The organism is Streptomyces sp. NPDC056160 (assembly GCF_042268205.1).
Taxonomy (GTDB): Bacteria; Actinomycetota; Actinomycetes; order Streptomycetales; family Streptomycetaceae; genus Streptomyces.
In genome coordinates, this window is record NZ_JBHJUW010000100.1 from 1 (window position 1) to 12042 (window position 12042).

General features: G+C 70.2%; 12 protein-coding genes. 10 read left to right on the forward strand and 2 right to left on the reverse strand.

Features of this window, described 5'->3' with window-relative positions:
* Nucleotides 1–49: 49 nt before the first annotated feature.
* Nucleotides 50–1534 carry an amino acid permease gene (locus tag ACFC02_RS29575; protein ID WP_376363718.1) on the reverse strand — a complete coding sequence of 495 codons (1485 nt, stop codon included), beginning with the start codon at nt 1532–1534 and terminating at the stop codon, nt 50–52.
* Nucleotides 1535–1872: 338 nt separating this feature from the next.
* On the opposite strand from ACFC02_RS29575, the gene ACFC02_RS29580 reads away from it, so the two are divergent.
* Both ACFC02_RS29580 and ACFC02_RS29585 read left to right on the forward strand, forming a co-directional pair.
* Nucleotides 1873–2358 carry a ribose-5-phosphate isomerase gene (locus ACFC02_RS29580; RefSeq protein WP_376363721.1) on the forward strand — a complete coding sequence of 162 codons (486 nt, stop codon included), beginning with the start codon at nt 1873–1875 and terminating at the stop codon, nt 2356–2358.
* A 435-nt stretch (nt 2359–2793) separates the two neighbouring features.
* A complete protein-coding gene (locus ACFC02_RS29585; protein ID WP_376363724.1) occupies nt 2794–3603 on the forward strand; it encodes an Fpg/Nei family DNA glycosylase in 810 nt (269 codons plus the stop codon).
* Between the two features lie 69 nt (nt 3604–3672).
* Here ACFC02_RS29585 and ACFC02_RS29590 read toward each other — a convergent pair whose 3' ends face one another.
* Nucleotides 3673–4914 carry a GNAT family N-acetyltransferase gene (locus tag ACFC02_RS29590; RefSeq protein WP_376363727.1) on the reverse strand — a complete coding sequence of 414 codons (1242 nt, stop codon included), beginning with the start codon at nt 4912–4914 and terminating at the stop codon, nt 3673–3675.
* Between the two features lie 162 nt (nt 4915–5076).
* On the opposite strand from ACFC02_RS29590, the gene ACFC02_RS29595 reads away from it, so the two are divergent.
* The 8 genes from ACFC02_RS29595 (at nt 5077) to ACFC02_RS29630 (ending at nt 12008) form a co-directional block, all read left to right on the forward strand.
* A complete protein-coding gene (locus ACFC02_RS29595; RefSeq protein ID WP_376363730.1) occupies nt 5077–6255 on the forward strand; it encodes a PP2C family protein-serine/threonine phosphatase in 1179 nt (392 codons plus the stop codon).
* 169 nt (nt 6256–6424) lie between these two features.
* Nucleotides 6425–6751: a hypothetical protein gene (locus ACFC02_RS29600; RefSeq protein ID WP_376363731.1), complete on the forward strand. Its 327-nt coding sequence runs from the start codon at nt 6425–6427 to the stop codon at nt 6749–6751.
* Between the two features lie 63 nt (nt 6752–6814).
* Nucleotides 6815–7129, forward strand: coding sequence for a pore-forming ESAT-6 family protein (locus tag ACFC02_RS29605; RefSeq protein ID WP_376363786.1), 315 nt, complete (start codon nt 6815–6817; stop codon nt 7127–7129).
* A gap of 147 nt (nt 7130–7276) precedes the next feature.
* A complete protein-coding gene (locus ACFC02_RS29610) occupies nt 7277–7636 on the forward strand; it encodes a DUF6507 family protein (protein WP_376363734.1) in 360 nt (119 codons plus the stop codon).
* On the forward strand, nt 7633–10104 hold the full coding sequence (locus ACFC02_RS29615; RefSeq protein WP_376363737.1) for an ADP-ribosyltransferase: 2472 nt from the start codon (nt 7633–7635) through the stop codon (nt 10102–10104). The genes ACFC02_RS29610 and ACFC02_RS29615 overlap by 4 nt, the downstream gene beginning before the upstream one ends.
* 48 nt (nt 10105–10152) lie before the next feature.
* Nucleotides 10153–10554: a hypothetical protein gene (locus ACFC02_RS29620; RefSeq protein ID WP_376363740.1), complete on the forward strand. Its 402-nt coding sequence runs from the start codon at nt 10153–10155 to the stop codon at nt 10552–10554.
* Between the two features lie 119 nt (nt 10555–10673).
* Nucleotides 10674–10856: a hypothetical protein gene (locus ACFC02_RS29625; RefSeq protein ID WP_376363743.1), complete on the forward strand. Its 183-nt coding sequence runs from the start codon at nt 10674–10676 to the stop codon at nt 10854–10856.
* Between the two features lie 36 nt (nt 10857–10892).
* On the forward strand, nt 10893–12008 hold the full coding sequence (locus ACFC02_RS29630; protein WP_376363746.1) for a DUF6508 domain-containing protein: 1116 nt from the start codon (nt 10893–10895) through the stop codon (nt 12006–12008).
* Nucleotides 12009–12042: the final 34 nt, after the last annotated feature.

Below are 12042 nucleotides of genomic sequence, written 5' to 3' on the forward strand. Positions count from 1 at the left end.
GGTGGGGGGAGCCTCGGAACGAGGCTCCCCCCACCTTCTGCTTTCCGCGTCAGCCGGCCGGGATCTGCTCCGTCCCGTCGGCCGCCCCGGTGGCTTCGGCAGCCGCCGTCCGGCGGCCGCCGCCGAGCTTCTGCTTGACCACGGCGATCACCAGTACGACCGCCGCCACCAGCAGCGACAGCAGCACGGTCTCCCGGCCGTCGTGCTCGGTGTCGGTCAGCATGTAGCCGAGGACGAACACGATCACGAAGGCCGCCGCCCAGGTCAGGTACGGGTACAGCCACATCTTCACGACCAGCTTCTCCGGCGCCTCGCGCTGGATGATCCGCCGCATGCGCAGCTGCGAGAAGCAGATCACCAGCCAGACGAACAGGGCGACCGCGCCGGAGGAGTTGACGAGGAAGAGGAAGACGGTGTCCGGGAACTTGTAGTTGAAGAACACGGCCACGAACCCGAAGGCGACCGAGACGAGGATCGCGGTCCTCGGCACACCGCGGCCGGTGGTCCGGGCGAACACCTTCGGCGCGTCCCCGCGCTGCCCGAGCGAGAAGGCCATGCGGGAGGCGGTGTAGAGACCGGAGTTCAGACAGGACAGCACCGACGTCAGCACGATGAAGTTCATGATCTGGCCGGCGTGCGCGATGCCCAGGGAGTCCAGGGCGGCGACGTAGGAGCCCTTGTCGGTGATCGACTTGTCGTTCCACGGGATCAGGGAGACGACGATGAGGATCGAACCGAGGTAGAAGACGGCGATGCGCCAGATGATGCTGTTGGTCGCCTTGGTGACCGCGCGCTGCGGGTCCTCGGACTCACCGGCGGCCAGCGTGGCGATCTCGCTGCCCATGAACGAGAAGACGACGAGCAGCACACCCGTGAGGATCGAACCCGGACCGTGCGGCAGGAAGCCGCCGTGGCCGGTCAGGTTGGAGAAGGACGCCTGGTCGGCGTGGACGCCGGGCAGCACGCCGAGGACGGCCAGGAGACCGACGACGATGAACGCGGCGATCGCGACGACCTTGATCCCGGCGAACCAGAACTCGAACTCGCCGTACGAGCCGACGGAGACCAGGTTGGTGGCGGTCAGCACCAGCATGACGATGAGCGCCCAGCCCCACTGGGGGACGGCCGGTATCCAGCCGGAGAGGATCTTGGCGCCCGCAGTGGACTCCACGGCGAGCACGACGACCCAGAAGAACCAGTACAGCCAGCCGATGGAGAAGCCGGCCCAGCCGCCGAGCGCGCGGTCGGCGTGCGCGGAGAAGGAACCGGAGGTGGGGTTCGCGGCGGACATCTCGCCGAGCATGCGCATCACGAGGACGACGAGGGTGCCGACGAGGGCGTAGGAGAGGAGGATGCCGGGTCCGGCGGTGGCGATGCCGGAGCTGGAGCCGACGAAGAGTCCGGCACCGATGACACCGCCGATGGCGATCATGGTGAGGTGGCGGTTCTTGAGTCCGGCCTGGAGCCCGGAACCGTGTCCGTCCGGGTCCGTGTGGCCACTTCCAGACTGCTGCAGGGTCGGCTGCGAGGTCATGGGGGATTCCTTTTGCGCCGGTGAGCGGTTACCCGTACGAGCGGTGCACGAGTCGGTCCAGTGAATCCGAGGCAACGGAATTCGTGAACCTTCGAAACGTAATCGTTACCTGAGGTTTCCTTGAGGTTTGTAGATTCCCTCACATTTTCTCCGGCGGTCCCGCACGCGCATTCGCGGCCCGTATTCGAGCGCATTCCGCCACGGCCGGCCCGCGTGGGCGGACGAGTTCCGGCTGCCGCGCCCGGGGTGTCTTCCGGGCTCGGGAGCCCCGACCCGGGCAGCCCGCCCCGCGATGACCCGAACGGCCCGCCGGCGATCCGCCGTGTCACACTCGGACCATGCGCGTGTATCTCGGCTCGGACCATGCGGGCTTCGAACTCAAGAACCACCTCGTCGAATGGCTCAAGGCGGCGGGCCACGAGGCCGTCGACTGCGGACCGCACATCTACGACGCCCAGGACGACTACCCGCCCTTCTGCCTCCGCGCCGCCGAGCGCACGGCGGGCGACCCCGACTCCCTCGGCATCGTGATCGGCGGCTCCGGCAACGGCGAGCAGATCGCCGCCAACAAGGTCAAGGGCGTACGTGCCGCCCTCGCCTGGAGCGAGGAGACCGCGTCCCTCGGCCGCCAGCACAACAACGCCAACGTCGTCGCGGTGGGCGCGCGCATGCACTCGACGGAGGAGGCGACGAAGTTCGTCGAGACCTTCCTCAACACCCCCTTCTCCGGTGACGAGCGCCACATCCGCCGCATCGACATGCTGTCGGAGTACGAAACGACGGGGGAGCTCCCGCCGATCCCGGCGCATCACCCGGAGCGGTAGGGCAGGTACACGGCCGGAGAGCGCTACGACTCGGACTTGGACATGCCGGAGAGCGCTAGGACTCGGACTTGGACACGGCCGGAGGTCTGAGTCCGGGTCCCAAGCCCGGATCCCGGACCGCCCGAGCCGGGTGCTGGCGGGGCTCCCGCCGAGAGCTGAGCCGCCCGAGCCCGATGCTGGGGCAGGGCTCCCGCCCGGCGCGGAGCCGCGTTCCACCGGGGGTGCAGGGGCGGAGCCCCGGGAGGGTGACTCGTTCCCTACCGAGTCGGGTGGGTGGGAAACCGGGGTCCGGGGTGGAGTGCCGGGGAGGGGTGCGCTCTCATCCCGCCCGCGGCAGACGAGGGCGCCGGGGCGGAGCCCTGGCCCACCCAGCCCACCCGGACAGGACAGCGGGCCCGGGACGGGCCGAGGAACCGCAGGAAGGGACACCCCGCCGTGCCAGAAGGGCACACCATCCACCGGCTGGCCCAGGACTACGCCACCCGCTTCTCCGGCACGCCCACCCACGTGACGAGCCCCCAGGGCAAGTTCGCAGCCGCCGCCGACCTCCTCGACGGAGCGCGGCTCACCCGCACAGAGGCCCACGGCAAACACCTCTTCCTCCGCTTCCGGGCCGACGCCTGGGTCCACATCCACCTGGGCCTCTTCGGCAAGGTCACCTTCGGCGACGCCCCCGCACCCCCGCCCACGGACACCGTCCGCCTCCGCCTCGCCAACACCACCTCGTACGTCGACCTCCGCGGCCCCACGACCTGCGCCCTGATCACGGAGACCGAGAAGCAGGCGATACACGACCGCCTCGGCCCCGACCCCCTGCGCCCCGACGCAGACCCGGCCGCCGCCTTCGCCCGCGTCCGCCGCAGCCGTACGACGATCGCGGCCCTGCTGATGGACCAGAAGGTCATCGCGGGCGTCGGCAACGTCTACCGCGCCGAGGTCCTCTTCCGGCACGGCATCGACCCGTACCGCACCGGCAAGGACCTCACCCCGGCCGAGTGGGACGTGATCTGGACGGACCTCGTCGTCCTCATGCGCGAGGGCGTCCGCAACAACCGCATCGACACCGTCCGCCCCGAGCACACCCCCGAGGCCATGGGCCGCCCGCCGCGCGTCGACGACCACGGCGGCGAGGTCTACGTCTACCGCCGCGCGACCCAGCCCTGCCACGTCTGCACCACGGAGATCCGCACCGCGGACCTGGCGGCCCGCAACCTCTTCTGGTGCCCCACCTGCCAGAACCAGTGACCCCTGCCACCGGACGACCCCTGCCACCGGAACGGCACCGGCACGTCCCCTGAGCGCCTGCAGAACCCGCTAGAACCCGTGCGGCAGCCAGGGAGCGACCGCCGACCCGAACCCCACGGACGCCTCTGCCAGCGCCCCGCCCCGCAGCTCCCGTACCCGCCCGGCCGCGGCCAGCGCGCACAGGGACACGCCACCGAGGTACGCCGCCCCCAGCTCCCGTACGGACAGCGCGAGGTCCGCCGCGTCGGACGTCCGCTCGCAGACCGCGCCCTTCGCGTCCCCGCTCAGCCGCCACCGCCCGGTGTTCCAGCCGCAGAACGCGTCCTCGACCTCCAGGACGACGTCCACCGGCGCCTGGTACGTCCGCGCGGCCAGCGCCGCCCCGACGTCCACGAGCCGCACGTACAACGAGTCCCGCAGCCGCGGCCGGCACCGCCGGATGTCGGACACCAGGTACTGCCAGGCGTCGTCGACCGGCCGGTTCCCGACGGACAGCTTCGACGTCAGGTCGATGCCGAACAGGAACCGCCACAGCGCCGCGTCGGTCGCCGGGTCGAGCGCGGCCAGGTCGTTGAGGACCACGGTCCCCTCGGGCCCGCCCGTCTCCCAGCCGGGCCTGACGCGGTAACGGGCGAACCCCGCGACCTCCCCGTCGCGCTCGGCGACCACGCACTGCAACGGCGACGCGCCCTCCCGCAGGCTCTCCGGGTCGAGCAGCCCCAGCCGCTCCCACCCCGGCCGCCGGGCGAGCATCCCGGGCCGGCCGGGCACCAGCCGCGCGTACACCGCCTCACACGCGTCGAGCACGTCGGCGGGCTCCGCGTACCGCAGCCGTACGCCGTCCGTCCCCGCCGGGACGGACAGCCCGGCCCGGCTCGTGTCGATGTCGGCGCCCAGCTGGAAGGTGGCCGCCCCGTACCCGAACCGTCCGTAGATCTCCGGCTCCGAGGCCGTCAGCACCGCCAGCGGCTCGCCCAGGGACCGTACGTCGTCCAGCTGCCGCCGCATCATCGACGTCAGCACACCGCGCCGCCGGTGCGTGGCGGCCACTCCGACCATCGTCACGCCCGCCGCCGGCACCGGGGCTCCGCCGGGCACCGTCATCCGGAAGCTGAACGCCCCCGCCGTGCCCACACACGCGTCTTCGTCCCAGACGCCCAGCGAACGGTCGAACTCGGTCAGGGACCGGTACAGCTCCTGCTCCTCGGACGGCTCCGGAACGCCGCCGAAGGCACGCATCAGGTTGCCGTACCACGTGTCCCACTCGTCCGGTCGCAGCACGCGCAGCTCGGTCGCAAGGTCAGTCGCCATGTGCCATCCCTACCAGCGGTCCGCGCCCCGGTCGAACAAATTTCGCCGGAGTGGCGACGCGGTGGCTCCCCGTGAAGTTCACTGTGAAGTCGAGCCCCGGACGGGGGATAAGTCGGACCTCCCGTGCCAACCGGTGGCTCCGATGGATAGGGTCCCGAACTAATGGCAGCAGAACGAGGGCGGCGCGCGGAAGCCGAGACGTTCACGGCCCGGTTGAAGATGAGGTGGCACCGGGTCCGCGTCGGCGTGCGCAGAGCCGCCGTCGACTACTTCCGCGGCGACGGCTCGGACTGGATCGCCCTCGGCGGCCTGCTGCTGACCATCCCGGTGATCGCGGCGCTGACCCTCGTCGACTCGGTGTGGTTCTCGCCGGTCGCGCTCGTCCTGCCCATCGTCGCCGGCGGCCTCCTGCTGCGCCCGGCCAGCCTCCTCGGCCTGTACGCGGCGGCCGCCACGGCCCTGATCGTGGAATCGGTGCGGCTCGGCCCGTACACCGAGGGCCCGTCCCGGGTGACCCCGGGCGTGGTGCTGGTGGTCGCCGCCTGCGGCTTCTTCGGGCTGCTGATCGCCCAGTTCCGCAGCCGGGTGGGCGTACCGTGGCGGCGCGGCGGCACCATGCTCTTCGACCTGCGCGAACGCATTCGCGTACAGAGCCAGCTGCCGCAGCTGCCCAGCGGCTGGCACCACGAGATGGCGCTGCGCCCCGCCGGCGGCCAGTCCTTCTCCGGTGACTTCGTCGTCGCCGCCCGTACGAACGGCGGCCGGACCCTTGAGGTCGTCCTCACCGACGTCTCCGGCAAGGGCATGGACGCCGGCTCGCGGGCCCTGCTGCTCTCGGGCGCGTTCGGCGGCCTGCTCGGCAGCCTGCCCCCGCACGCCTTCCTCCCGGCCGCCAACGGCTACCTGCTGCGCCAGGACTGGGAGGAGGGCTTCGCCACCTCCATCCACCTCGTCCTCGACCTCGACTCGGGCGACTACGAGCTGTACTCCGCCGGGCACCCGCCCGGTCTCCAGCTCAGCGCGGGCAGCGGCCGCTGGGAGGAGAAGGCGGCCGAGGGACCGCTCCTCGGGGTGTACGACGGCGCCCAGTTCGACTCCGTCAAGGGCTCCCTGCGCCCCGGCGACGTGCTGATGCTCTTCACCGACGGCCTGGTGGAGACCGCCGAGCGCGACATCGCCGAGGGCATCGACCGCCTCACCGGCGAGGCCGACCGCTACGTCGCCGGCGGCTTCCACGGCGCCACCTGGCACCTGATCGAAGCGGTGGCCAAGGACGTCAACGACGACCGTGCCCTGCTGCTGATCTGCCGCGAGGGCCCGACCGCCGCGGCGCTCCGCTGAGGACCGGCCGCCCTGGCCGATGTGTGATGCATCTGTGTACGCCCTGACCCGGGGTGGCGCCGACGGCGCGTGAGTTGGTAAAGATGGAACCGGCTGTGCTGTGGCCCCGGACCGCCGGACGTCCACGGCGGCCGAGTTCTGTTGTGCTGATGGGGGAGGCGAGTTCGGCGTGAAGTTCGACATGGGTACGCAGACGTTGTCGACGTTGATGCGTGATTCGCGTGGGTCGAGTGATGATCTGGGGTCGTTGATCCGGCAGTTGGTGCAGGCGGTGGAGCCGTTGGAGGGGAAGTTCAACGGTGCGGGTCGTCGGATGTTCGATGAGTTCAAGGGGCGTGCGGATGGGATCGCGCGTGAGTTGAATTCGTCGTTGGCGGCGATTTTGGGTGGTCAGTCGGGGATGGAGGGTGCGTTTTCCTCGGGTGATCAGGAGCAGGGTGAGAATGCGCGGCAGCAGATGGGTGCGGCGAATTTCGATGCCGCGCGTTTCCGCTGAGTCTTCGGTTGTGTCCGGTTTGTGCGTCGGGTTGGTTGTCTGTTTCACGGGGAGTGGTGTGTGATGGCGGGTTCGGGTTCGGATCGCCGGTCGTATGACACGGGTGCGTCGGGGGATGTGCAGGGGAGTCTGCAGGCGGTGGTGGCTCGGTTGGAGGAGGTGATCGGGCAGCGGGATCGTCAGGTGAAGGCGGCGATGGCTGATTTCACGGCGGATGGTGTGGCGGATGAGTACCACGGTAAGGAGCAGCGGTGGAACCGGGCTTCGCATGAGGTGCGGAACATCATCGGGTTGGTGAAGTCGACGTTGGAGAAGAACGATTCGACGGCGCAGTCGACGTTGGCGAAGGCGAAGTCAGCGGTGGACAACATCGGCTGATCGGCCGGTGGGCTGGCCCGGCTGAGTGGCCGGTGGGCTGTTCGGCCGGCCGGCCGGCCGGTGGGTGGCTGCTGTTGTTGACAGTGTGAGTTCGTTCGGGGGTTGTCGGTGTCTGGCTGGGATTTGCGGCCGCAGGGTATTTCGGGTGTGTTGAAGCTGACGGGTGAGTCGGCGTCGCATCTGGAGTCGTATGCGAAGGCGTTCGGGGAGCATTTGACGTCGGCGGCGTCGTCTGCGGGGACGATCTCGGCGGATGCCGGTTCCGGCGGCGGTAGTGGTGGTGGGGGGAAGGCGCAGGGGGGTCTGGTGGCGTTGGCGTTGTCGCAGTATGCGGAGCATGCGTCGAAGGATCTTCAGTTCGTGGGGGCGCGGGCGGGTAAGTCGTTGCAGGGTGTGGTGGATGCGACGACGGCGTATTTGAAGGGTGATGAGGAGATGGCGGCGCGGGCGCAGCATGCTGCGTTGGGTGCGCCGAGGCTGGATGCGCCCGGGGTGGGCGGGAAGTGATCAAGCCGGAGGAGATTCCGCAGTTCACAGGTGATCTGGGGCTGTTGGAGAAGGCGTACGGGGATCTGAAGGCGGACGCGGGTCATGTCCGTGACGCGGGCCGGGATGTGCACAACCGGTTCCAGGGGCTGTCGGCGTATTACAAGGCTCCGGAGGCGGAGCAGTTGTTCGCGTCGACGAAGCCGGTGAGGGACCGTGCGGACACGTTCGCGTCGGGTCTGGAGTCGGTGTCGGGTGCCCTGTCGGGGTATGCGGCGGAGATCCGCCCGCTGGTGAAGAAGCTCGAGGATCTGAAGCGGGAAGCCACGACGTTCGTGGCGTCGGTGAAGGACGATGACGACTGGCAGTACGACGGTGGCAAGGTCGGTCATCACAACCGGATCCGGGATGAGATCACGAAGACGGTGGCGGCGTTCTGGGCGGCGGAGCGGACCTGTCACAACAAGATCACCGCGTTGTTCCACGGTACGCAGATGGTGGCGGGGGACGGTTCGGACCGTAAGGACCAGTACGGGTTCGACGCGGCTGATCTGAAGAACGCGAAGCTCCCCTGGGGTGACCCGGTGGAGGAGAAGCACCACGCGTGGGAGGTCGGGCACTGGATCAAGTCGTTCGTGTGGGACGGCCTGATCGTCGACGGTGTGTGGGGCACGATCAAGGGTCTGGGCACGCTGGTGGGGTTCGGCGGCTGGGAGGCGATGGGCCAGGCCTGGAAGGGCCTCGCCCAGCTCGCGACCGGTCTGGTGATCTCCTCCCTTCCCGGGGTGGGGACGCTGTTCTGGGCGTTGCCGGACGACAAGCTGCCGTCCTGGTTCCGTGATTCGCGCACGGCGATGAAGGAGACGGGCAAGGCGCTGGTGGCGTGGGACGAGTGGGGCAAGAACCCGGCCCGCGCGGCGGGTGCGGTCACCTTCAACGTCCTGACCACGGTGTTCACGGGTGGTGCGGGCGGCGCGGCGTCGGGTGCGGGCAAGGCGGGCGCGGTCGCGAAGGCGTTGTCGGTGGCGGGCAAGGCGGGCAAGGTCATCGACCCGATGACGTATGTCGCCAAGGGCGCGGGCGCCGGCCTGTCGAAGATCGGGGACATCAGCAAGGCCCTGAAGGGCCTCGGCAAGATCGACATGCCCACCCTTCCCGACGGCTCGGTCCACCTGCCCGACGGGCGGCTGCTGGACCCGCACGGCAACCTCTTGGGGCCCGACGGTGTCGTCGACACGACGCCGATTCCGCACGAGGCCGGCCCGGGCATCCCGACGGCGCCGAGCCTCCCGGACCACTGGACGATCCAGGGTCAGCAGCCGGTTTACGCGGGCGCCCACCCCGGCGCCGACGGCGTGACCCACACGACCGACGCGGCCGTGCACTACGACCACACGGGGCCTTCGTCCTCGTATGACCACCCGGTGCCTCAGTCGGCCTACGACCACACTCCGACCTCGTACGACCACACGGCGGCGCCTCCGTCCTCGTACGATCACACGGCGGCGCCTCCGTCCTCATACGATCACACCCCCGCGGCCACGCCCGCCCACGACGTCCCCGGCAGCGGCGGCCACGGCAGCGGCGGCCACGGCCACGGCCACGACGGTGCGCACCACGCGGATCACGGCGGTGACCACACCCACCACCAAACCGATCATCACACGGAAGGTCACGCAGACGACGCCGCGCACGGCGGGGACCATGTGGGGCTCGATCACGCGGACTTCGACACCACCGCGCATCACGACGCCGACGCTCCGGCCGTGCCGGGCCACGAGCTCCCGGACGTGCCGGGACACGGCGGGACCGGGGAGACGTTCGAGTACCGGCCGCAGATGTCGGACAGGGACTTCGACGCCCTGGACGACACCGAGAAGCACGCGGTGGCCGAGGCTGAACTGGCTCGTGGCACGAACCCCGAGCCCAGTGCCGGCAACGCCGCGGGGCTGGAGTACGGCAACGCGTACTGGAACAAGTTCCTGGACGACCTGCCCGCCGAGTCGCGGGACGCGCTGAGGACGTACAGCGGCAACGAGTACGACCTGATCAACGGACACCTGCGTTTCGGCGGTCCGCTGGACGACTCGCTCAAGCACACCATCGCCGAGATGGACAAGGTCATGGACACCCGGCCCGTGCCCGAGGATCTGATGGTCATCCGGGGCACCGGGGTCGATCACGTCAAGGTCGGTGGCCGTCCGATCGACTCACCGCTCGACATGCTCGGCGGCACCTTCGACGACAAGGCGTTCACCTCCACGGCACTCGGCAGGACGCCGCCGCCGCCGTTCGATCAGAAACCCGTGTGGATGCACCTCAGGGTGCCGAAGGACACGCCCGCGCTGTGGATCGACCACCTGTCCAAGTACCCCGGTGAGCGCGAGCTGCTGCTCGCCAAGGGCTCCGAGTACAAGGTGACGCGGGTCTTCTTCGACGAGGCACACGACAAGTGGCACATCTACGGAGAGGTCCTGCCGAAGCCGTAGCACCGGCCCGCGTTGAGGATGTGCCAGAGTCAAGAGAAAGTGGACTTCATGAGCAGCGAACGACCGATCAACCCGCGCTTCGACGAGGACGTGCACTTCGACCTGGTGGAGCCGGGGCCGGCGCGGTACCGGACCTGGACCGACAAGCCGGTGCGGTACTTCACGGTGGTCGACAAGCAGGGCGGTGCCACCCTCGGTTACGTGTGGGCGAGCGACGAGGACGACGCCGCCGCATGGGTACCGCGCAAGGCGGCGGGGGGCCGCGCTCTCGCCGAGGGCGGTCACTGGCACGCCCGGCTCCAGGAGGCCAAGGGACAGGGCGTTGCACCGTCCCGAGCCCTCGCGGACATGCTGTCCAGCCCGGAGGGCAACCGCGGCCGCGCCCTGACGGGCTCCCTGTCGGACGCCCCCGACGCCGACGCGGTCAAAGCGCTTGCCGCGGGTGAATAGCACAGGGAGGTGGCACGCCTACGCCGAGATCCCGCCGGGCCCGCACTCACACCCGCACCCGCAGCCATAGCCATAGCCATAGCCATAGCCTTGCCCGAGCCCCGGACACAACGAGAGATGTGACTCTCCTGAGCGACGAGCAGCCGAACCACACGAGCCTTACAGAGCCTCTGCTCCCCTCCCAGGCCCTCACCGAACTGGCGGCGGACCCGGAGCCGGCCGGTAAGGGCCGCCCCCTGCCCGGCTCCCTCACCGACGCCCCGAACGCCGCCGCGGTCGAGGCACTCGCCATGGGCGCCTAGCCGTCTCGGACCATGCCCGGATCGCCGTCTCGGCCCATGCCCGGACCCGTGCACTACCTCGCCGTCACCGCGCCCGACGGAGAGGTCGTCGGCTACGCCTGGGCCGCTGCCGCCCAGATCGGGTTCATCGACCGCGTGGCGGGCAGCAGCAGCGCCCACCAGGCCGGAATCGAGTGGTTCAGCAGGATGCAGGACTCCCGGCGGCGAGGCCTGACCCCGTCGGGTGTGCTCGCCCTGTACAGCCGTGAACCCGGCGCGGGACCTGTCTTCGAGGCTCCCGGCCTGGAGACCGTCAAGGAACTGGCCCGCGTCGTCACCCCGGCCGACGACCGGCGGCTGCTCGACCAGCTCGTTCCGAGGGGCCACCCCGCCTGGCGGGAGCTGGCCGAGGCCTTCGACGCGCTCACGGACGAGGACCGTGACGTCCGCTGGAGTGGCGGCCGCAAGAGGGCGGACGGTGTGCACCAGGCGCCGTTTCCGCTCCACAGCAGGCCGCTGGAGCGAGCCGTCGACGCGCTGTCGGGCGTCGGCGCCGTCACCGCCGAGCACCGGTGGACGGACGACAGGCTGCCCGAAGTCCCCGCCGGCGGACGGCTGATGAACCCGGCCGACGCCGTCCGGGCCGCCACCGCCGTCGTGCGCGGTGAGCGCTTCGGCGAGGGCAGGATCGCCCGGGCGGTGAGGAACGGGCTCCTCGACGCCGTCGCCGACTCGCTCCGCGCCTGGTACGCAGATCCCGACGCCGCCCCTTCGCCGTCCACCCCCACCGTGTGCAGATACTGCGGAGGTTCGCCCGCCGTGGACGCCGCCTTCCGGGCCCACCTGGGGCTGCTCCTCTTCCTCAGGTTCCGGCGGATGGACGGGCCGGTGTGCAGGACGTGCGGAATGGGCCTTTACCGGGGCTTCACCACGTACACGCTGTGCTGGGGCTGGTGGAGTCCGCTCTCGCCGGTCCTCGGGCCGCTGACGCTCGTCCGCAACCTTCTCGCCGTACGGCAGCTCAAGCGGCTTCCCGACCCGGGCCCGGGGATGCTCGAAGAGCGGTTCGACCCGGGGACCCCCATCTACCGGCGGCCGCCTGCGTACGTCGCGCTCGTCCCCCTGGTCTCGGTGCTGTGCCTCATCGGGGCGGCGGTGTACGGCGGTGGCTGACGCGGCACGTTCGAACGCCGCGCGCCGGTCGGTC

What these genes read in the sequence shown, in the direction of transcription:
- ACFC02_RS29575 (WP_376363718.1), bottom strand. Translation starts at nt 1,534, where the DNA reads ATGACCTCGCAGCCGACCCTGCAGCAGTCTGGAAGTGGCCACACGGAC.
- ACFC02_RS29630 (WP_376363746.1), top strand. Translation starts at nt 10,893, where the DNA reads ATGCCCGGACCCGTGCACTACCTCGCCGTCACCGCGCCCGACGGAGAG.
- ACFC02_RS29595 (WP_376363730.1), top strand. Translation starts at nt 5,077, where the DNA reads ATGGCAGCAGAACGAGGGCGGCGCGCGGAAGCCGAGACGTTCACGGCC.
- ACFC02_RS29605 (WP_376363786.1), top strand. Translation starts at nt 6,815, where the DNA reads ATGGCGGGTTCGGGTTCGGATCGCCGGTCGTATGACACGGGTGCGTCG.
- ACFC02_RS29620 (WP_376363740.1), top strand. Translation starts at nt 10,153, where the DNA reads ATGAGCAGCGAACGACCGATCAACCCGCGCTTCGACGAGGACGTGCAC.
- ACFC02_RS29590 (WP_376363727.1), bottom strand. Translation starts at nt 4,914, where the DNA reads ATGGCGACTGACCTTGCGACCGAGCTGCGCGTGCTGCGACCGGACGAG.
- ACFC02_RS29580 (WP_376363721.1), top strand. Translation starts at nt 1,873, where the DNA reads ATGCGCGTGTATCTCGGCTCGGACCATGCGGGCTTCGAACTCAAGAAC.